This window comes from Anaerolentibacter hominis (assembly GCF_032380675.1).
In the GTDB taxonomy this organism is placed as follows: Bacteria; Bacillota; Clostridia; order Lachnospirales; family Lachnospiraceae; genus Anaerolentibacter; species Anaerolentibacter hominis.
In genome coordinates, this window is the sequence record NZ_JAWDIX010000001.1 from 1278462 (window position 1) to 1299805 (window position 21344).

A 21344-nucleotide genomic window follows, 5' to 3' on the forward strand; every position below is an offset into this window, starting at 1 on the left:
AATAGGAATGGAGAAAGAATGGAAGAAACCAAAATGATATCCATGAAAAAGATGGATGTAAAATTGAAGGAAATGCTTGATCATACACTTCTTTTCGAATGTTATCTGCTGGTAGATCCGGAAACAGGCGACTGTTATGACTATAAAGACGGCGAAATCATCCGGCTGGAACAGAAATGTTATGAGTACTGGAGAAAAGAGGAAATGTGCAGGAACTGCCCGGGAAAGAAAGTACTAGAACAGAAGCACCCCATGTTTAAACTGGAATTTTCGGATGGAAGAGTATACCTGGTTGCTTCTGTTCCGATTGAGCTTGGCGGAGCAGTCCGGACGGCGGAGCTGATTCAGGATGTAAGCGGTTCTCTTCACATCTCAGACGGGCCTTATCAGGCGCAGGATATTATAGAATGGATCGACGGACTCAATGAGCTGGCAATCAGAGACAGCTTTACGAGACTGTACAATAAAGATTACGCCCAGGTTAGATTAAAACGGGAGCTGGAAAACTGTACACGCGATATCACCATTGCTCTCCTGGATATTGATGATTTTAAAATGGTGAACGACTGTTACGGACATCTCATGGGGGATGACGTCATTCTGTACGTGGTTGAACAGATGAAAGAAAGTACCCGGAAGAGGGCAGGATGGTCGGCTAGAATCGGCGGGGATGAGTTTCTGCTTGTATTCTATCAGATGGAATGGGAGGAAGCATCTCAGGTCTGCAAGGGACTGGAGCGGCAGCTGAAGGAACATGTTTTTATAAAGGAAAAGAAAACATTTTCAATCGAGGTCAGTATCGGCATGGCCCGAACAGAGGGGAAAGAAGAGTTCCGAAGCCTGATGGAGCGCGCTGACCAGGATATGTACCGGATCAAACAAAGGAAACGTTCAACTTTATAGTTCTCTCGGAAAGGCAGCGCTGCATGTTATGCACCTGCCTTTCCTTATAGGCAGAACCGGGTGTTTGCTGTTTGATTTTTCATTCTTTAACGGCTATACTTAATAATATTAAGGGTGTACAAGCGGGCACATGTCCGCCGGATACATATTTGGAAGAAGAAAGAAGGGTACATATGAACGTACAACAGGCAGAAGTTTCCAATCCCCTGGGAAGGGATAAAATAGGCGTCCTGCTGGCGCGATTTGGAATCCCCAGTGTGATTTCCATGTTAGTCAGCGCTCTGTATAATATAGTGGACCAGATTTTTATCGGGCAGGGAGTAGGGCTGCTGGGAAATGCGGCGACGAATGTAGCGCTGCCCCTAACCACAATCAGTATGTCAATTGCACTGCTTCTGGGGGTAGGAGGAGCTTCGAATTTTAATCTGGAACTGGGGGCCGGCAATCGGGACAAGGCTATGAAGATCGGGGGTAATACTCTTAGTCTGCTGGCTGTGTGCGGAGTGGCTCTGTGTGTACTGATCCGGATTTTTCTAAATCCGCTTATGCTGGCCTTTGGCTCAACGGAGCTGGTGCTTCCCTATGCGCTGACCTATACGGGTATCACTTCGTTTGGATTCCCTTTTTTGATTTTGTGCAGCGGTACCTGCAACTTGATCAGGGCGGACGGATCGCCCAAATATTCGATGGTCTGTATGGTGACCGGTGCGATTATTAATACGATTCTGGACCCTCTTTTCATCTTTGTATTTCACTGGGGCATTGCAGGAGCAGCCTGGGCAACTGTAATCGGACAGGTGGTTTCCTGTCTGATCGCGCTGAAATATCTGACCGGCTTTCGTACCGGGAAGTTCACCAGAGATTGTTTCCGAATCCGCAAAAAACAGAGTATATCGATCTGTGCGCTGGGGGCTTCCTCCGGTTTTAATCAGATTGCCATGATGGTAGTGCAGATAGCCATGAATAATACCATGACCCACTACGGCGCACAATCGGTTTACGGCAGGGAAATACCCCTGGCTGTCTCCGGCATCATCGGCAAGGTAAATATGATATTGATGGCTTTCGGTATCGGCATTGCCCAGGGCAGCCAGCCGATTGTAGGATTCAATTATGGGGCCAAAAATTATAAACGCGTAAAGGATACGTATCGTCTGGGAATCTTGGTGGTTACCGGAATTTTTACTCTGGGATTTTTGTGTTTTCAGCTGTTCCCGAGACAGATAATCCGTATATTCGGCGATGGGGACGAGCTGTACTATGTGTTTGCGGCCCGGTATTTCCGCATCTATCTGATGCTGGTATTTATTAACGGTCTGCAGATCGTCAGTTCTTCTTTCTTTACCTCCATCGGAAAAGCATTTAAAGGTGTGATTCTTTCTCTGACGAGGCAGATTATTTTCCTTCTGCCGCTGATTTTATGCCTGCCGGTGTTCTTTGGCATCGACGGGGTTATGTTTGCCGGGCCCATTGCGGACGGTATGGCAGCGATAACCGCGGTGATACTGGTCCTTGGCGAGATGAAGAAGATGAGGCTTCTTGAGGAAAGCTATTCCGGCGGGATGCACACTCGCGTGAAAGGAGATAGTCAGCTAAGCTGACCACACTTTGTTCTAGAAAGCCGTATAAAAACAGATGCGGAGACTGTGGAAATGAAGTCCGGTGCGGGATTCCCCTGGAACGGTTAACCCCTCAGATGTACGAACTAAAATAACCATTTGTGCCCGCAGCCGGATTTCTGTAAAATTGAAAGAATGAAATGCCAGCTCCATGTGATGAATGATATCACATGGAGCTTTTTCGTTACGTCGGAAAGGTCTTGTAATCATAAAACCTTCTCAGCCTTTCACTAATACTTATTAAAATTGAGGGGAAGATATCAGAAGGAGGTTGTTTTTATGAATATGATCACAGAAAAAAGTATACGGGCCTTTGAAGACAGCATGTATATCGACGAAAAATCCAGAGCCACGATAGTTAAATATGTGCATGCGGTAAAACAGCTGGCCGGGTATCTGGCAGGGCGGGAGATGACGAAGCATAAGCTTCTGGAATACAGTGACTATCTGCAAAAAAACAGGAAGGCAAAGACGGTAAATGCAAGACTGTCGGCGATCAACAATTATCTGGAATTCTGCGGACATCCTGATCGTAAGATAAAGCTGCTGAAAGTCCAGCGCCAGGCCTTTCTAGAAGAATCGAGGGAACTATCTCAGACCGAATACAAACGGCTGCTGACGGCAGCGCAAAGCCGGGGAAATGAGCGGCTGCATCTGCTCATGCTTACGGTGTGCAGTACAGGCATTCGGATTGGAGAACTGTCGTATATCACGTTAGAGGCGGCGGAAGCAGGGCGTGCCGAGATCAGCATGAAGGGCAAGACCAGGACTGTTTTATTGCCGAAAGAACTGCGAAGAAGACTGATCCACTATGCGGCGGGACAGGGGATCACCGGCGGACTCCTTTTTCGGACTAAGAGCGGCAGGCCGATGGACCGTTCCAACATATGCCATGATATGAAAAAGCTGTGCAGCACCGCAAATGTTGATCCCCGAAAAGTATTCCCCCACAACCTGCGCCATCTGTTTGCACGGACGTTCTATGCAGTGGAGAAAAATCTTTCCCATCTGGCGGACGTACTGGGTCACAGCCGGATTGAAACGACCAGAATCTATGTTGCTGTCAGTGCGGCAGCCCACGAACGCACCATAAATAAAATGAAACTGATTTTATAAAAAGTATACCAGGATAAAATAAAAACCACGGAGTAATCCTTCCGTGGTAAATCCCTGTCTGATCCGCGCTGTACAGGCGTGTTACAGATACATATATTATAGTTTAAAAGGACTGAAATTACAATAGAAAACAACTAAATGTCATATTCTTTTCATGCTGAAAAAGCCTGTAACCGTTCTCCCTTGCTGCAGGCTTTTTTCGAGTGCATATGAGAGACAGCGGATTGTCGAAATCCCTGTCTCTTTTTTATTTCTACACTGCTTTATGAGTGTTTATCAGTAAACAAGTACCACAGAAGGATTATTCCGTGGTATCGAAAGGACCGGAAAGTACTGCAGAGAAAGGAGGCTGCAGTTTCAAACGATACAAAAGCATTCACTTTAATATACCGCCGGAGACATATCCCTTCGAGATTCCTGCTGCAGGCAACAACGGCTGTTAATAGTTCAGCTTGAAACAGCCAATATAGGAGGAAGGGAAAATATATGAAACGAATAAACTATGTGAAATGTCTGGCTTTGCTGTTGGCTGCGGTCATGCTTATGACTGCGGCTCCAGGAATGGCGTCTGCGTCAGAAAAACAGGAATTCAAAAATACACCGGCTCTGAAAGCAGCCGGGAGCACTTCCGGAACAGGCGGCCCCAGCAGATTGAATGACAGAGGATATGGAACCGGCCATCTGATCAGAGTCAATATTGTCAAGGTTACACTTAAGGCAGATGGAAGATATGCAGCGGAGAATGTGGGCAGCCGTCAGGAGTACTGTGTTGACAGAAGCAGCCATTCCAGCGGTAATCATTTTATGCCGCTGAAATGGTTTCATCCCTCTAATAACGGATTAAGCACAGAAAACTGGGCCGGCTGGTCATGCTACAGCTACTGGAATAACAGGTATAACGGCACATTTACAGCCTCAACGAGTGATTCCTTCTACATAGACTGTACCATAGTGGGCAAAAAAGACATCTATGATGCACAGTACAACTTTTACCTGGTTTACAGGGAAGCAGCGCCTGCTGTCAATAGCTACAGTTTATCCTACGACGCCAATACACCTGCGGACGGAACTGTCACGAATATGCCCGATCCCAACCCCCAGACGCTGAAAACGACAGAGACATCCTGGTCTCCGGCTGTATCCTCTGCGGTTCCGGACTGCCAGGGATATACATTTAAGGGTTGGAATACGAAGAGGGATGGGTCAGGGAATACCTATAAGGCTGGAAATCAAATTACAGGAATCATTACTGCCTCCAGTCCGTCTCTCGTATTGTATGCACTATGGGAAAAGAATACAGACACCGAACAGAACCTGACCGTTGAAAAGCATGTCACGCAGATAGGAGCACGAAATTTTGTTTCACCTGCAGAATTCCAGGCAGCGAAGGACAGCAGCGGCAAAGTATATTATCAGCTGGGAGATACCGTCAAATGGGATATTGTCATCACGAATCCCGATCGTTCTGACAAGACAATATCTCTGGGAGAATCCATGTGCTACAACGATGAAGGCGGCACTGGAAATTCATATGTTAAGCCTGGAAAATATACGGTAACAGGAGGGGGCATCATCTGGACAGGCAGCAGCACGAACGCCAATGTCACGATCCCCGGCGGCGGCAGCGTGACGCTGACTGTTGCCTATACGACCAACCTGGAAGATGTAAAAGACCAATCACGTAAAAATGCGGAACGTCTGTTTAACCATGTGAATATATCCAACTATCAGATTAACGGAATATCTGCATCAAATGAAGCCGACAGTGAGACTGTGTTCCAGAAAGATGAGACCAGCCTTGTGCCGGAGAGAAAAGGAGAGTACCAGTTTGGCGTTAGAAAGGAAATCAATCCGATAGGATGTACGCTTACCAGTGAAAATCTTCCGGAGAACTACTCGATGGATTATCATGTAGTAAATAAAGCCGCGGGAATTGATAAAACAGGCACACTGACCCTTTCCAATGCAGCTGTGAAGAAGGCTACAGTAATTGAATGGACAGTAAGCGATCTGATGATCCCTGATTATCAGTTTGATTTTGACGGGAGCGGAAAGACTGCGGCCGATTTTGAAGATTATACGACGACAGTTACTTTAACAGAACATAATTATGATATCGCCGGCTATACCTGCGAAGTGACTTCACTGATTTCCGGGGAGCTAAACGATACGGCCTCCATAACGGCATCGATGCCCGTAAAGGAATGGAATGAGAACGGGAATGCTGATACCGACTGGCACGGAATGAGGAACAGCTACAAAGCCGCCGGAAGTCAGAATCCTGATACAGTCACATTCCGGATTCCGTTCCAGAAGACGGTCATTCAGGAAGGCACTCAGGCGCCAGGCGCCGAAACCTTCCAGTTCAATGTTACGATACCGGCCTTTAATGATATAGGATTTAACCAGGCTCTACTGACCATTAGCGGCAATCGGATTGAAACCAATGGAGCGGGAACTTATGAAGGAACGATACTTGTTACAGCAGATCGGAACGATGCTGTGTTTTTATCCGATGGAATTTTGATTTCCGAAGTGAACAGCGGGACAGGCGGGTGGAAATACGACGATACTGTGTGGACTGTAATTCCAGAAGCACACGATGACAGCGGAGTACCCGCCGCATTTCGATTTTTATCCGACAAGGATAGCAATAAGGAATTTGAGTTTATGACCTTCACCAATTCTTATACGAAAAATCAGGGAAGCGTTATCATCCCGGTTACCTACACGGTCACCTATACAGACGGTGTTGAAGATGAGGAGGTTTTTAAGGATCAGATCTATGGCGGACTCGTCTATGGAACGGCAACACCGGCGTTCCAGGGTACACCGGAGAGGGATGGCTACCATTTTAAGGGATGGAGCCCCGTACCAGACAACACCGTCAGGGGCAGTGTTATTTATATCGCTCAGTGGGAACAGGAGGATGGTAATCCAGGTCAGGAGACTCCCGGACAGAATGGTACGGATAAAAATGATCCTGATACGAATGGTTCCGGTAAGGACAGCACTGATCCGGATGTGACTGATAGAGATGGCTCTGGTATAGAACGTCCAGGAAAAACAGACCCGGCCAGAGAGGACGCTGCCAAAGATAATTCCGGTCTGACCGGCAATGAGAAAAATACAGAAGGGGATCATATGGATAAGAAAAATCCTCAGACCGGTGATCATGACAACCTGCTTTTCTGGATCTTACTTGGGGGTATTTCTTTACTCGGCGCGGTGACGCTGCACATGGTATATCGGAAAAAGATAAACTGAGAATAAGTATAACGAAAAAACGGCGTGGAGCCTTGGGGTATCCACGCCATTTTATTCTGGAAGCAGATAAGACTCCCACCTTAATAGGTGGTGAGTAAATAACAAATTCGTCTTATGGGAGCCCAGTCTCCTTCCAAGATAAAGCCTCCGGCGGATTGCAGAGCCGCACAGATGTATAATGTCATGCAAAGCATGACGTGCGGCTCGCAGCAAGTACGCCAAGGCGTACTTGAAATGGCGGAGAACGTACAGGGGGAAGCTTTATACAATTCTTATACCGGTCCGGTTTTCTTAATAGCATATTGATCGCATTTTTCTGCGGCATGTATATAATTAGACTTAATTCAAAAAGAGGAGGCTATAGTATGCAAATCAAAGAATATGGTGTAAAGACGAATCCGGGCGTACTGCTGATTGATAATAAGGATGAGTCATTGTACAGGGAACTGTCCCGGCAGTACCACATTTTATGCCCTTGTCTTAGTCAGGAGGAAAGAAAAGATTTGAGTAAACTGCATGCAATATCTTCCTATATCCGGCGTAACTTTCAGGGAAACGTATATGCTGTTGCCGTAACGGCCGGTAATATGGAGGTGGCCAGGGTTATACTGCTGGAGGATGGTATCCGTTCAAAGAAAATCATTATTGAGAGCAGGGAGGGAAAGCCAGGTAACCTGATCGCGAAAATTCTGAGAGAATAGCGGCGGTCTGAAAAACACATGGACATGTACTTTTGAATAGATTACATATAAGGAAAAGGCAGCGTCGCAGCCCATCGACGCTAGGGTAGAACAATGAAAAAAACGATATTTAAGGGTTCCGGCGTCGCGATTGTCACGCCTATGAAACCGGATTACACCATAGATTATGATAGTCTGGAAAAGATGATTGAGTATCAGATTTCTCACCATACAGATGCGATTATTGCGGCCGGCACAACCGGAGAGGGTTCCACACTTACGGAAGAAGAGCATATGGAATTGATTCGTTTTGTGGCGGATCAGACCAGAGGAAGGGTTCCGGTTATTGCAGGCGCAGGCAGCAACTGTACCAGACATGCACAGGTGCTGTCACGAAATGCCCAGAAAGCCGGAGCGGACGCACTTTTGCTGGTAACACCCTACTACAATAAAACGTCGCAGAGAGGCTTGTACCTTCACTTTGAGGCCTGTGCCAGGGCAGTGGATCTGCCTATCATTTTATATAATATCCCTTCCAGAACAGGTCTTAACATTCTGCCGGAGACATACGAAAAACTGAGTCATATTGAACAGATTCAGGCAGTAAAGGAGGCCGGAGGCAATTTTGCACAGATAGCTGAGACTGCGGCACTTTGCGGGGACAGACTGGATCTTTACTCCGGAAATGACGATCAGGTAACCGCACTGCTCTCACTGGGCGGCAAAGGGGTGATCTCTGTTCTTGCAAACATACTGCCGGAGGAAGTACACCGACTCTGTGCAAGCTTTTTTCAGGGGGAACAGAAAGAAAGCCTGCGGCTGCAGACATATTATATGGCATTAATTAAAGCTCTTTTTTCCGATGTAAACCCCATACCGGTTAAAGAAGCGCTGCATCTGCTTGGGATCACTGAAAACACGGTGAGACTGCCTCTTTGCAGCATGGAGAAAGCCGGAGCGGAAAAATTAAGAAATGTACTGGAACAATATGGACTGAAAACACTTTCATAAAAGGGGTTGACAAAGGCGGCGCAGGAAGGCTATAATTTGATCAATTTAATTTTGCATAACGAAGAAGGCATCCGGCCTTCGGAGTATAAGTGTATGATTCCGGACTGATTCATTTCGTTTGGAATGAGAAAAGCAACGAAGAGAAGAAGTAGCAATATGTGGAGCCAACAGAAAGCAGCCGGCAGATGAGAGGCGCAGGAGAAGCAGATTGTGAATACATCTTGGAGCTTCGCACCGAACAGGTAATGTAAGTAGGCTGCGACGGAAGAGGGGAAGCCCTCGCACCCGTTATCGTGCTGGAGTATCGCTGTAACAGGCCGTACTTGAGGAGTCGGACAATGTGAGTTGTCCGTGAAAAAAGGTGGTAACACGGGATATGGCTCCCGTCCTTTTCAGGACGGGGGCTCTTTTTTTTGCGTTAAAGCCGGTCAAGTGGCTGACTGAATGTGCAGGCTTGCCTGTACAGACAGTCAGACATTTGACCGGCAAGCGGAAATGAGTAAGAAGGGCGATAGCCCGAATTACGAATTTACGTAGCGGTTGCGGGAGTGCGAAGCACGTAGCAACCGACTTTAACGCAAGAAAGCTGATAAAACCATCAAGCGGCTGGGAGTTTGCACAGGCTTGCCTGGGCAGACGACCAGACATTTGATGGGCTTTAACGGAAATGAGTAAGAAGGGCGATAGCCCGAATTACGAATTTACGTAGCGGTTGCGGGAGTGCGAAGCACGTAGCAACCGACTTTAACGCAAGAAAGCTGATAAGACCGGCTTTAACGCTAAAGCTGATAAAACCGTCCCGTTGGCTCCTGGAACGAAAGTTGTCTCTCCACTCTATAGATCTTGCAGGATTAAAGAAAAAAGACCAAGAAAGGAAGTATAATTGCATGATTAGCGTACAAGAACAAATGAAGATCATTACAAAAGGAGTGGACACTTTGGTAAATCGGGAGGAGCTTGAGAAAAAGCTGACCCGCAGTCTGGAAACCGGGCGGCCTCTCACCATCAAGCTGGGGCTGGACCCAAGCGCGCCGGATATTCACCTGGGCCACGCGGTTGTCCTGAGGAAAATCCGCCAGATGCAGGACCTTGGACACAGAGCGGTTATTATTATCGGGGATTTTACAGGACGAATCGGAGATCCGACCGGCAAATCCAAAGGGCGTGCGGCTCTGACAAAAGAGCAGGTTATGGAAAATGCCCATACCTATCAGACACAGATTTTTAAGGTACTGGACCGGGAGAAAACAGAAGTCCGCTTCAACAGTGAATGGCTTTCTGAACTGAATTTTGAGGAAGTGATCCGGCTGGCTATGACAACGACGGTAGCCCGGATTCTGGAAAGAGACGATTTTATGAAGCGGTATAAGCAGAACAGCCCCATCGGTCTGCATGAATTTTTCTATCCCCTCATGCAGGCTTATGATTCCATTGCGATAGATGCGGATGTGGAGCTGGGCGGTACGGATCAGACCTTTAATATCCTCATGGGACGCACGCTGCAGAAAAACCTTGGGAAGGAACAGCAGATAGCCATGTTTATGCCGATTCTGGAGGGCCTGGACGGCGTGGAGAAGATGAGCAAAAGCCTGGGCAACTATATCGGGGTTCAGGAGGAGGCACCGGTAATGTTTAAAAAAGTTATGGAGGTACCGGATGAGCTGATCCTGAAATACTTTGAACTGGCTACCGATGAGCATCCGGACCGGATTGCTGAAATAAGAAAAGAACTGGAAGAGGGGAAGAATCCGAGGGATGTAAAATACGCACTCGCTGAGATTATTACTTCTTTGTACCATACGGAGGAAGAGACTAGGAAGGCGAAAGAATTTTATGATACCGCGTTCTCACGGAAGGAAATCCCGGATGATATACCGGATTTGGTGATCGCGGATGACAATGACCGTCTTATTGATATTATTCCCCTTCTTGTCAAAAATGGATTGGTGCCTTCCGGGAGCGAATTCAGGAGACTGTTAAAACAGGGCGGCGTCCGCATCAACGGAGAGCAGCAGGGGGACCTGGACTGGGTGCTTGCTCAGGGAGATGTGCTGCGGATCGGCAAGAAGAAATTTGTACGCATTATAAAATAATATCACCAGATATAACCTTATTTATCATGGAAGTAGATAAGACTCCCCCTCTATAGGTGGTGAGTAAATAACAAATTCGTCTTGGTGGGAGCCCAGTCTCCTTTCAAGATAAAGCCTCCGGCGGATTGCAGAGCCGCACAGATGTATTATGTCATGCAAAGCATGACGTGCGGCTCGCAGCAAGTACGCCGAGGCGTACTTGAATTTTCTGCTCCAACTCGTCCTAACCTTTTTTCAATATTCACATATATTGTTAATACCATCTGTTGTCAGGAGGATCATAAATACTAGCATAGCTCCTTTCCATGGATGGTAAAAAGGAGGGCAGGAAAATGGATCGAGGAATCGATGTAAGCAGCTGGCAGGGAAAAATTAATTTTGCCAGGGTGGCAAGAGCCGGTATTAAGGTGGTTTATATCCGCTCCAGCCTGGGAAGTGACTATACGGACCCCCAGTTCAGGAGAAATTATAAAGAGGCGAAAAAGCATGGCCTTAAGGTGGGATTTTATCATTTTGTGACCGCACGGAGTAAGGAGCAGGCCAGAGCACAGGCGAGATTTTTTGTTTCCGTTCTGCGGGAAACTGATCCGGATTGTGCGCTTGCCATGGACTTCGAAAGCTTTGGTACGCTGAACAGGCGCGAAATAAATGAAATCGCTGAGGAATTTATTAAAACAGCCGGAAACCTGAGCAAAAAATCAATGGCGGTATACAGCGATCAGTATAATGCAGCGCATACCTTTGATGAAACTCTGACGAAATATCCGCTCTGGATTGCTCAATACGGCGTCAGGAGGCCTTCTTCCGATATCCGCTGGAAGGACTGGGCCGGCTGGCAATATTCCGATAAGGGAAGGATCGACGGAATCGGAGGGGAGAATGTGGACCTGGACTGGTTTAAGGATCAGATTTATCTCAGGGAGGAAGAGAAAGGAAAACTTCCCTCAAAGAAAAAACATGTGGTATATTATGTCGTGAAGAGCGGGGACACCCTCTCACGAATCGCCGCAAAGTACCATACTACAGTGGCAAAGATAGCGAAAGAGAACCATCTGTCCAACCCGAACCTGATTTATCCGGGAACAATATTAAAAATACCGGTCAAAAAGGTCAGAAGAAGATATTACAGAGTAAAGTCAGGCGATACAATCTGGGGAATCGCCCGGAAGCTGGGTGTATCCGAAGCACGGCTGACAGGAATCAACAAAATCAAGAATCCTGATCTGATTTATCCGGGGCAAAGACTGGAATATTAATGGGATAATAGTAGGATAATGAAGAATGAATAGCGAATAGTGAATAATGAATAATGAAGAACTGAAGTAATGAGATGCAGGGCCTTCGGCCCTGCATTTTGTTCGTCAAACAAATTTTTTCAGCTCTTCAAAATTCTTTTCTTCCATATGGAGCAGGTTTTTCATCAGATCTAAAATGTTTTTTTCTGCATCTTTATATTTGCGGCTGTTGCGCAGGGCGTTAATAATACCCATTGTGCTGCCGGTCATCATCATTTCCGCGATATGATTGCTGGACTTATCATTCATTGTCTGGATATCAATCATAAAATTCGTTCTGACCTTCTCCATTCTGCTCAGCCCTTTTTCGTCCAGTCCGTGCTGGTTCAGCAGTTCCTTGGATTTGTGGTGAAATATTTTATACTCTCTTAACTGTTCTTTCAAAACTGTCTGAAATTCTTTATCGGTTACAATCTCCAGCAGCTGTGAGATGGTAAGCACGCCCATCTGGGAGTTTTGATAAATATAATTTAATAATTCAGTATTTCCATTCACAATATCTTCTCCTTCCGAATCACCGTTTTATGCCATTTGCTCATTAGTTTTTCATACGTTAGTATGTGCAGTATACTCATATTTATCCGAATATTGTAAACTTATAATAATATAATAGTTGACAAAATGATAAAGTTTGACTATTCTGGATAGCAGAAAGGAGAGGGATATGAAAGAAAAAACGTTAACAAAATCTGGATTTAAAACAAAAGAACTGGTTCTGTGTGCACTGTTTACCGCTCTGACTGCAATTGGAGCTTTTATTCAGATACCCGTGCCGAATATGGATTATTTTACACTGCAGTTTTTCTTTGTGCTGATGGCCGGCATGCTGCTGGGAGCAAAGCTTGGGGCAATCTCGACGGCGGTCTATGTGCTGCTGGGACTGGCCGGAGTTCCCATCTTTGCAGCAGGGGGAGGGATCAGTTATGTGTTTCGGCCCAGCTTCGGCTATCTTCTGGGCTTTATTCTGGCTGCCTTTGTAACCGGATTTATTCTGGAACGGACATCTCTGAAAGGAACCGCCGGCTGCCTGACTGCGGCTTTTGCCGGACTTCTTATCTGCTATGGGGTGGGCCTGGTGTATAAATATATCATTTTAAATAGTTATATGGATACGCCAACACCCTGGTCGGTTGTGCTGCTTTCCTGTTTTCCGCTGGATCTGCCGGGAGATATTGTACTCTGTATTCTGGCCTCCCTTTTGGGCGTCCGGCTCAGACCAGTTATCAGGAGGGGAATATGAGGGAAAATTCGATTATAGAGGCAGCCGAAGCGGGGCTGTCAAAAGAACAGGCGCTCTCATTGCTGGAGGAAGATACTGGAACACTTGTCTGTGCCGCCGGCGAAGTCCGGTCCCGTTTCTGCGGCAGCCACTTTGAACTATGTACGATCATCAATAGCAAAAGCGGCAAATGCTCGGAGGATTGCCGTTACTGTGCCCAGTCTGCCCATTATCCGTCCGATACAGAATGTTATGACATGCTCTCAGCGGAGGAGGTGTCAGCGTGCGCCGTCTCCAATGAAAAGGCCGGTGTGGAGAGGTTTTCCATTGTTACATCGGGACGAACCCTCTCGGACTGCGAGACCGATAAGCTGTGCGGTATCGTACGGACGCTGAAGCAGAATACGACACTTTCTCTGTGCTCCTCCAATGGTCTGCTAAAATATAACCAGCTAAAAAAACTGTATGAGGCGGGAATCACCCGCTATCACTGTAACATGGAGACATCAGAAAGCTTTTTCCCTTCCATCTGTACCACCCATACCTACCAGGACAAGAAAGATACCATAGCGGCGGCACAGAAGGCCGGAATGAGTATCTGCAGCGGCGGAATCATTGGTTTGGGGGAATCTTTTGAGGACAGAATTGATCTGGCCTTTACCCTGAAGGAAATACGGGCCGATTCCATTCCCCTTAACATACTGAATCCCATACCGGGCACGCCCCTTGCCGGGCAGCCGTCCCTCTCCGAGGAAGAGATAGTAAGGACTGCGGCGCTGTTCCGGCTGATCTTAAAAGATAAGACCATTCGACTGGCAGGCGGACGGACGCTGCTTGCCGATAAGGGACGTTTGGCTGTCCGGGCAGGGGTCAATGCTATGATATCGGGCGACATGCTGACTACCGCGGGGATTCGTACGATGGAAGATATTCATATGGTGAAGGAGCTGGGTTTTGAAACCGGGAGGGAAAACAAATGAGCGGAATATTTATCGCCGGGACAGGAACCGACGTGGGCAAGACTTATATAACGGGTCAGCTGATAAAACTTCTTCGCGATGCAGGAGAGCAGGCGGGCTATTATAAGCCGGTGCTCAGCGGGGCGGAGAACCGGGATGGACGCAGGGTGCCGGGAGACGCGGAATATGTTGTAAAAACAGCGGGACTGCCCGGCAAACCGGAGGATTACGTCTCTTACTGCCTGGAGTTTGCTGCCTCCCCTCATCTGTCGGCCAGAATGGAACAGGAAGAAATAGGGCTGGAGAAGATTCTGGAAGATTTCAGGGAGAAATGTAAAGAATTTGACTGGCTGACCGTGGAGGGGTGCGGAGGCTTATATTGCCCTCTGTGGGAAGATGATGGGAGAGAGCTGCTGCTCACCGATGTGATTCAGGCTATGAAACTGCCGGTATGTCTGGTCGCCGACGCGGGTCTTGGCACACTGAACCATATTATGCTTACGGCAGAGAGTATGGCAGCGAAAGGGATAGTACTAAAAGCTGTAATTCTAAACCGCTTTGTAAAGGGTGATCCAATCTGCAGGGAAAATCAGCGATGGTTATCAAACCATCTGAGAGTACCTGTTATACCGTGCGGGGAAAATGGAGTGCCGCAGACCGGTGCGGATGAATGGAAGAACTTATATTCATCATGGAAGTAGATGAGACTCCCCCTCTATAGGAGGTGAGTAAATAACAAATTCGTCTTGGTGGGAGCCCAGTCCCCTTCCAAGATAAAGCCTCCGGCGGATTGCAGAGCCGCACAGATGTATTATGTCATGCAAAGCATGACGTGCGGCTCGCAGCAAGTACGCCGAGGCGTACTTGAAGATAAAAAAGAAGTCCTGGCCGCAGCCTGGACTTCTTTTTTTTATCATATATTGTAGGCTTCCAGAGTAACGGGAGGTGTTACTTCATGGAAAAGCTCTGTTTAACCTGATCCATTTTCTGCTGTTCAGCCTGTTCTGACTGATACCAGCCTTTTGCTTTCATTTTCTTGTAGATATCGTCCTGCATTTTTAATGTTTCATCCAGTGCTTCTTTAAAGGTACATCTTACGTTTTCTGTGCCGGATTCGATCGTTCCGTGCATATACAGATCACATAATCCTTTTGTGTTGTTCAGAAGATTCATCATTGTATTTTTGTCTTCCATGGTATCCCTTCCTTTCTTCTTTGGTTTTCTTAAACCAGATTATAAAATTTGCCGAATAATTCCTGATGCTTTGTGGACATCTGATCCGCCAGCTGTTTTAATTCAGAATCGGTTAATTTCTGGCCGCAGTTGCAACATTCCGTTTTAATAAATTCCTCATGACCCAGAGCATCTTTTACATATTCTAATTCTTTTGGACTCATTTTTTCTCCATCCTTTCCGGGACCTGCTAATCAGATGAAAACAGTCCCCAAACCAGTTGTTTTCGTCTGTTTTATTTTCGATCCGTGTTATATATTCTGCGGATTTACGGCTCAAAATATGTGATAAAAGCACGGCTTTAAATATTACTAATTGTGGCATTACTTAGAAAAGTGTTGACCGAATCGGTCAATAAATGTATACTGAAAAAAGGAGGTAAAATAAGAATGTTACCTAATATAAATAAGAAATTTTTTGATCTTCCGGCGGCGCGGCAGAATGCTATTTTAAACGGCGCAATGAAGGCATTTGCGATTTTCGGATACCGAAAAACTTCCACAGAAGAAATCGCCGGCCATGCCGGAATCTCCAAGGCTCTTATATTTCATTATTTTAAAAATAAAAAAACGCTCTATCTGTTTCTCTATGGGTATGCCTTAAATCTGATGATACAGGAGCTTCAGAAGGGAGGAGGACTGAGAACAGACGGGGGAGACCTGTTTGACATGCTGAAACAGTCGCAGAAAATAAAGGTAAGAGCGATGGAAAAGCATCCTTACTTATTTGAGTTCATAGCGGCAGCTTACTATGAAGAGGACCCGGAGATTGTAACGGAACTGGGAAATCAGAACAACGATTTGATTGGACGCAGCAAAGCAAATGTACTAGAAAAGATCGACCGTGAGAAATTCAGGACGGACGTGGATGTACCCCTTCTCCTGGATACGATTATCTGGTGCGCGGACGGAATGATGCGGGAGCGGATGCGCAGTTTTGACGGAAACGTACAAAAGATTGCGGACGACTTCAATCAGGTTTTGGATTTATTAAAAACGTTAACATATAAAAAGGAGGTTTAAATTCTTGAATGAAATTGAACTGAATGGCCTGACAAAATCATATGGTCCGGAGAAAGGCGTGTTTGACCTTACCCTTTCGGTGAAAAAAGGCGAGGTGTTTGGATTTTTAGGTCCGAATGGAGCGGGCAAGACGACGACGATCCGTCAGCTGATGGGCTTTATTAAACCCCTGAGCGGCAGCAGCCGGATCAGAGGCATGGACTGCTTTTCAGAAAGTGCCGAAATTAAAGAAATTGTCGGCTATCTTCCGGGAGAAATTGCCTTTATGGATGAAATGAGAGGCAGGGAATTTCTGGAATTTATGGCCAAACTAAAGGGGATGAAGGAAAGAAAGCGCATGCATGATCTGATCGAACGCTTTGATCTGGACCCTTCCGGAAGAATACGGAAAATGTCAAAAGGAATGAAACAGAAGATCGGGTTGGTCTGCGCCTTTATGGATGAGCCGGAGATACTGATTCTGGATGAGCCTTCCAGCGGTCTGGACCCTTTGATGCAGAACCGGTTTATCGAGCTGATACTGGAAGAAAAAAAGGCAGGCAGGACCATATTTTTGTCCTCACATATTTTTGAAGAAATCGAGAGAACCTGTGATCGGATGGCGATGATCAAAAACGGCAGGCTGATCGCCACAGAAGAAATGAAGAAGCTGAAAAAGGCAAGAAGCCGTCAGTACATACTCTCCTTTGAGACGGAGGAGGCCTGTATGGCATTCCGGAAGGAAGACTTTGTGATGAAACCGGTGGATGCGACCCACCTTCTGATCACCACTCACCACAATCTGAAACCGTTTCTTGCACGGGCCTGCGAGTATCCCATCAATGGCCTGGAATCCGGAAAAGAAAGCCTGGAGGAGCTGTTCTTGAACTTTTACAGTGAGGAGGTACCTGGCAAATGAATCTGACGCTGCTTAAAAAAGAATGGAAGTCCAACTATAAACTCTGCCTGATCTTTGCGGGTGTTCTGGCGCTCTATCAGGCGGTCATCCTGTATATGTTTGATCCGGCGCTGGGCAGTTCCCTGGACCAGTTTACGGAGGCCATGCCGGAGCTTATGGCTATGTTCGGTATGGCAAATGCGGGAGGTACCCTTATCGAATTTCTGGCCAATTATCTTTACGGTGCGCTCCTGCTGATCTTTCCGCTGGTATTTGAAATACTGCTGATCAATAAGCTGGTAGTGCGGTATGTGGACAGAGGCTCCATGGCCTACCTCTTATCTACAAAAAACAGCAGAAGAAAAATTATTGTTACCCAGGCAGCGGTGGTTTGGATCTTTGAGCTGGTATTGCTGGGATTTTCCACCCTGTTTATGATTCTGACCAGCCAGATTGCTTTCCCCGGAGAACTTGCGGTTTATGAACTGCTGAAATTGAATGTCTGTCTGTTCCTGCTTCAGTTCTCTCTCAGCGGAATTTGTTTTCTGGCCGCCTGCGCCAGCAGTGACAGCCGGTATTATCATCTGTTCGGCGCCGGTATCCCGGTACTGTTTTATCTGGTGCAGATGCTGGCGAATATGGGAGGCAAACTGGAAAATTTAAAGTATGCCACGCTGTTTACCCTGTTTGAACCGATGCGAATTATCGGCGAGGGCATAAACTGGGTTAGTGTGATAATATTGGCAGTTTTGGGCATTCTACTTTATGGGCTGGCTATCCGTATCTTCTGCAGAAAAGATTTGTCACTATAGGGTATTTCTGGTATTATGGGGTACATAGAAAAAAGGAAATTTGCACATGATACCGGGAGTGAATATGGACTTGAATAAGAGCAATGCAATATCTGAACTGGATGGATTAACCGGCCTTTATCAATATAGAGCCTTTGCGGAAAGAACGGACTTCTTTTTTGAAACGAACCGGGGAGCCGTAGGACAGCTGCATGCTTTTTATATTGTAGACCTGATTAACTTTAAATTGCTCAATGATCTCTATGGACACAGGACCGGAGACATGATCCTGCGCACGGCGGCGGAACGGTTACAGGCTCTCTTTAAGGGAAGCAGCGCCTGGCTTGCCCGGTTCGGCGGCACCAAGTTTATGGTATTTCTTCCCAGGGCACAGGATATGGACGCTGTGGAGGCAAAGGCGGAAACCTTGTTAAAGACCGGTCAGGATATTCCGGTTGAGAACTCTGGTATCGTATCCGTTAAAACCGGCGTGGGTGTGGCGCTGTCACCGAAGCATGGCAATTCGTTCGATGATCTCTTTACAAGAGCCGACCGTGCCCTGGTATTTGCTTCGTATTTTGATCATAAGCGTCATGTGATTTTTGATACGGCCCTGGATCTGTCCAGGGATTACCCGGAGGCCAATTTCGGCAGTTTCATGGACCCGCTGACGGAGAACGTGAATTATGACCGGTTCCGGCTGCTGGCCGGGGATCTGCTTCGGACAGAGCGTTCCGTCAACCATCTGCTCTGCTATGGCGACCTGAAACGATTTAAGCATATCAACGATCAATACGGCTTCGAAGTAGGGGATGTTGTTTTAAAGAAGATGGCCAGGATTCTAAAGACCGACCTGGAAGAGGGAGAATTCTTCACCAGAGTGATGGGGGATACGTTTGCGGTTTTTGCGAAGTGCAGCGGCACCGGAGGCCTGAAACGTAAATTTCAAAATATTATGAGGCAGATCCTGGATATTCCGGAACTGAACCGGAGTAATTTTATCCCTGAAATTGCGGCCGGCTATGTCATTATTAATGAAAAGAACCGGGATCTGGGAATCAACAGGCTGATCGACCAGACGATTACCGCTCAGAAATATGCCAAGCAGCAGACCGGCAGCTGCGTCATCCAGTATGGAGAGAAATTTGAGAAGGCGCTGCGGGAAGAACAGCAGCTGGAGCATGATCTGAACCGGGCATTTGAGCGCGGAGAGTTCCAGGTTTATTTTCAGCCTCAGTACGATCTTGTCAGCCAGAAGTATGTAAAGGCGGAGGCGCTGGTGAGATGGGAGAGACCGGGGCATGGAATACAGGGGCCGGATTGGTTTATACCTGCCTGTGAGAAACGGAATATTATTGACCGGATGGATTTTTATATTCTGGATGAAATTTGTGCAGATCTGGCGGAACGGATGTATAGCGGCAAACCTGTGCTTCCCATAGCGGTAAACCAGTCCAGAATTACGCTGCACACGCCGGATTATCTGAAGCGGTTGATAGGGATCGTAAATTATTACCATATTCCGCCCGCTCTGATTGAACTGGAGGTGACGGAGAGTACTTTCATCCGGAACAGTCAGAGAACCGTAAGAATATTGAATCAGCTGAAGAGATCCGGCTTCTCTATTTCAATGGATGATTTCGGCTCCGGTTATTCATCGCTGAATTTACTGCGGGAGATCCCGATTGATGTATTAAAACTGGATCGGGAATTTATCAGAGAAGGGATCGATTCCCGGCGTACTCGCACAATCATCCGCTGCATTGTGGATATGGCGGCGGAGCTAGGTATCACCGTGGTGTGCGAAGGGGTGGAGATCAGGGAACAGGTGGACTTTTTAAAACAGATCGGCTGCCGGATCGTACAGGGCTATTATTTTGCCAAACCAATTTCAATGGCTGACTATAATCTCTTTTTGCAGTATGACGATGTTGATTGTAAATAGAAAATATACAGAAAAGGCAGTCCGGGTCCGGACTGCCTTATTCATAGTCTATTATTATTTTTTTACAGCTGCGGCAGCAGTGGGCGGCCGGCCACTCCGGCTGCGCAGATACGTCGTACGGCGAGGGCGGCAGAGCAACAGCATTTGCTTTCCTGATAAATTTCTCCGTATAGAACGAGATTTTACACGGAGATACACCTTCAGGGAGAAAATAATTTCCACCTCTGCTTCTCAATGTGCCGCTTTCTAATTCGGCTCCGCAATACGGACATAACATAAGATCACCTCCCGACGGAATCATTCCAATTATATAAATTATACCATGAAAAGACCGGCTGCGCAATAAAAGACAGGAAGTCCGGGCCAGGAAGTCAGGGAAGAGAGACCATGTCTTTTCCCTTGTACTACAGCGGGATACTGTGCTATACTTTTTACATGAGATACAGCTGGAACAAGAACAGATTCCGGCGGGTATCCCTGACTGGGGAGGAAAAGAGCATGAAAAAATATAAGGGAATTATCTTTGATCTGGACGGGACGCTGCTGAATACCATAGCGGATCTCTCGGACAGTGTAAATGCGGTTCTGGACGAGTACGATTATCCGGGATTTACGTATGATCAGTATAAATTAAAGATTGGAAAGGGATTCCGCAATCTGCTGGAGAATAGTTTTCCGGAAGGCCTCTGGGATGACAAGCTGATTGATGAGGCTTTGGAAAAGTTCTTGTCAATTTATGATAAGAATTATATGAATAAAACAGCGCCCTACGAGGGGATCGACAGGATGCTGGATGAACTGGCTGCACGAAATATACAGGTAGGAGTAAACTCCAATAAACGGACAGATTATACGAACGATCTGATCCATAAGTTTTTCTGCCGTATACCATTTGTGGAAATATTCGGCGAGCGGGAAGGAATACCCAAGAAGCCTGATCCTGCAGCAGCGCTGGAGATTGCAGGACTGATGGGATTAAAGCCGGAAGAAGTGTTATACATAGGCGATTCAAAGACGGATATGGTAACCGGCAAAAATGCAGGTATGGATACGGTCGGTGTACTATGGGGATTCAGAGATTTTAAGGAGCTTTCTGAAAATGGCGCTACCTATATTGCCGGTACCGTTCAGGATATTCTTGACATAGTAAAATAAACTTTCAAGTACGCCTCGGCGTACTTGCTGCGAGCCGCACGTCATGCTTTGCATGACATAATACATCTGTGCGGCTCTGCAATCCGCCGGAGGCTTTATCTTGGAAGGAGACCTAACTCCCACCAAGACGAATTTGTTATTTACTCACCACTTATAGAG

General features: G+C 46.7%; 20 protein-coding genes and 1 other annotated feature. Of the genes, 16 read left to right on the plus strand and 4 right to left on the minus strand.

Annotated elements, in window-relative coordinates; all coding sequences use genetic code 11:
• The first annotated feature begins 18 nt into the window (after positions 1-18).
• The 8 genes from ABCW47_RS05915 to ABCW47_RS05950 all read left to right on the plus strand — a co-directional run bounded on the left by ABCW47_RS05915 (position 19) and on the right by ABCW47_RS05950 (position 11945).
• Positions 19-903, plus strand: a complete 885-nt coding sequence (locus tag ABCW47_RS05915) for a GGDEF domain-containing protein (protein WP_343208930.1) — start codon at positions 19-21, stop codon at positions 901-903.
• A 173-nt stretch (positions 904-1076) separates the two neighbouring features.
• Positions 1077-2504, plus strand: coding sequence for an MATE family efflux transporter (locus ABCW47_RS05920; protein ID WP_343208931.1), 1428 nt, complete (start codon positions 1077-1079; stop codon positions 2502-2504).
• A gap of 297 nt (positions 2505-2801) precedes the next feature.
• Positions 2802-3638, plus strand: a complete 837-nt coding sequence (locus tag ABCW47_RS05925) for a tyrosine-type recombinase/integrase (RefSeq protein WP_343208932.1) — start codon at positions 2802-2804, stop codon at positions 3636-3638.
• A 486-nt stretch (positions 3639-4124) separates the two neighbouring features.
• Positions 4125-6905 carry an InlB B-repeat-containing protein gene (locus tag ABCW47_RS05930; RefSeq protein ID WP_343208933.1) on the plus strand — a complete coding sequence of 927 codons (2781 nt, stop codon included), beginning with the start codon at positions 4125-4127 and terminating at the stop codon, positions 6903-6905.
• A gap of 365 nt (positions 6906-7270) precedes the next feature.
• Positions 7271-7606, plus strand: a complete 336-nt coding sequence (locus ABCW47_RS05935; RefSeq protein WP_343208934.1) for a hypothetical protein — start codon at positions 7271-7273, stop codon at positions 7604-7606.
• Positions 7607-7699: 93 nt separating this feature from the next.
• The gene (dapA, locus tag ABCW47_RS05940; RefSeq protein ID WP_343208935.1) at positions 7700-8596 is read left to right on the plus strand and encodes a 4-hydroxy-tetrahydrodipicolinate synthase; all 897 of its coding nucleotides are present in this window, start codon (positions 7700-7702) and stop codon (positions 8594-8596) included.
• Between the two features lie 126 nt (positions 8597-8722).
• Positions 8723-8990, plus strand: a binding site (T-box leader).
• A gap of 493 nt (positions 8991-9483) precedes the next feature.
• A complete protein-coding gene (gene tyrS, locus ABCW47_RS05945; RefSeq protein ID WP_343208936.1) occupies positions 9484-10689 on the plus strand; it encodes a tyrosine--tRNA ligase in 1206 nt (401 codons plus the stop codon).
• 332 nt (positions 10690-11021) lie between these two features.
• The gene (locus ABCW47_RS05950) at positions 11022-11945 is read left to right on the plus strand and encodes a GH25 family lysozyme (protein ID WP_343208937.1); all 924 of its coding nucleotides are present in this window, start codon (positions 11022-11024) and stop codon (positions 11943-11945) included.
• Positions 11946-12050: 105 nt separating this feature from the next.
• Here the strand turns inward: ABCW47_RS05950 and ABCW47_RS05955 are convergent, their stop codons facing one another.
• The gene (locus ABCW47_RS05955; protein WP_343208938.1) at positions 12051-12479 is read right to left on the minus strand and encodes a hypothetical protein; all 429 of its coding nucleotides are present in this window, start codon (positions 12477-12479) and stop codon (positions 12051-12053) included.
• Positions 12480-12648: 169 nt separating this feature from the next.
• Between ABCW47_RS05955 and ABCW47_RS05960 the strand changes: the two genes are divergently transcribed.
• From ABCW47_RS05960 to bioD, 3 genes are read left to right on the plus strand one after another with little or no spacing between them, the layout of a single operon-like run.
• Positions 12649-13224: a biotin transporter BioY gene (locus ABCW47_RS05960; protein WP_343208939.1), complete on the plus strand. Its 576-nt coding sequence runs from the start codon at positions 12649-12651 to the stop codon at positions 13222-13224.
• A complete protein-coding gene (bioB, locus tag ABCW47_RS05965) occupies positions 13221-14183 on the plus strand; it encodes a biotin synthase BioB (RefSeq protein ID WP_343208940.1) in 963 nt (320 codons plus the stop codon). Before ABCW47_RS05960 ends, bioB begins: the two co-directional genes overlap by 4 nt.
• Positions 14180-14863 (plus strand): dethiobiotin synthase, encoded by a 684-nt coding sequence (gene bioD / locus ABCW47_RS05970; protein ID WP_343208941.1) that lies wholly within the window; start codon positions 14180-14182, stop codon positions 14861-14863. Before bioB ends, bioD begins: the two co-directional genes overlap by 4 nt.
• Before the next feature lie 247 nt (positions 14864-15110).
• Here the strand turns inward: bioD and ABCW47_RS05975 are convergent, their stop codons facing one another.
• Together ABCW47_RS05975 and ABCW47_RS05980 are read right to left on the minus strand one after the other, a co-directional pair.
• The gene (locus ABCW47_RS05975) at positions 15111-15356 is read right to left on the minus strand and encodes a spore coat protein (RefSeq protein ID WP_343208942.1); all 246 of its coding nucleotides are present in this window, start codon (positions 15354-15356) and stop codon (positions 15111-15113) included.
• A gap of 29 nt (positions 15357-15385) precedes the next feature.
• The gene (locus ABCW47_RS05980) at positions 15386-15559 is read right to left on the minus strand and encodes a hypothetical protein (protein ID WP_343208943.1); all 174 of its coding nucleotides are present in this window, start codon (positions 15557-15559) and stop codon (positions 15386-15388) included.
• A gap of 225 nt (positions 15560-15784) precedes the next feature.
• Between ABCW47_RS05980 and ABCW47_RS05985 the strand changes: the two genes are divergently transcribed.
• The 4 genes from ABCW47_RS05985 to ABCW47_RS06000 are packed head-to-tail and all read left to right on the plus strand — an operon-like array spanning position 15785 to position 20030.
• Positions 15785-16417 (plus strand): TetR/AcrR family transcriptional regulator, encoded by a 633-nt coding sequence (locus ABCW47_RS05985; RefSeq protein ID WP_343208944.1) that lies wholly within the window; start codon positions 15785-15787, stop codon positions 16415-16417.
• Positions 16418-16421: 4 nt separating this feature from the next.
• Positions 16422-17315 (plus strand): ABC transporter ATP-binding protein, encoded by an 894-nt coding sequence (locus tag ABCW47_RS05990; protein ID WP_343208945.1) that lies wholly within the window; start codon positions 16422-16424, stop codon positions 17313-17315.
• The gene (locus ABCW47_RS05995) at positions 17312-18106 is read left to right on the plus strand and encodes an ABC transporter permease (protein WP_343208946.1); all 795 of its coding nucleotides are present in this window, start codon (positions 17312-17314) and stop codon (positions 18104-18106) included. Before ABCW47_RS05990 ends, ABCW47_RS05995 begins: the two co-directional genes overlap by 4 nt.
• Positions 18107-18152: 46 nt before the next feature.
• The gene (locus ABCW47_RS06000; protein ID WP_343208947.1) at positions 18153-20030 is read left to right on the plus strand and encodes an EAL domain-containing protein; all 1878 of its coding nucleotides are present in this window, start codon (positions 18153-18155) and stop codon (positions 20028-20030) included.
• Between the two features lie 37 nt (positions 20031-20067).
• Here the strand turns inward: ABCW47_RS06000 and ABCW47_RS15125 are convergent, their stop codons facing one another.
• Complete coding sequence (locus ABCW47_RS15125) at positions 20068-20331, minus strand: PF20097 family protein (RefSeq protein WP_425516059.1); 264 nt, start codon at positions 20329-20331, stop codon at positions 20068-20070.
• Positions 20332-20528: 197 nt separating this feature from the next.
• On the opposite strand from ABCW47_RS15125, the gene ABCW47_RS06005 reads away from it, so the two are divergent.
• Positions 20529-21185, plus strand: a complete 657-nt coding sequence (locus ABCW47_RS06005; RefSeq protein WP_343208948.1) for an HAD family hydrolase — start codon at positions 20529-20531, stop codon at positions 21183-21185.
• The last annotated feature ends 159 nt before the right edge of the window (positions 21186-21344 follow it).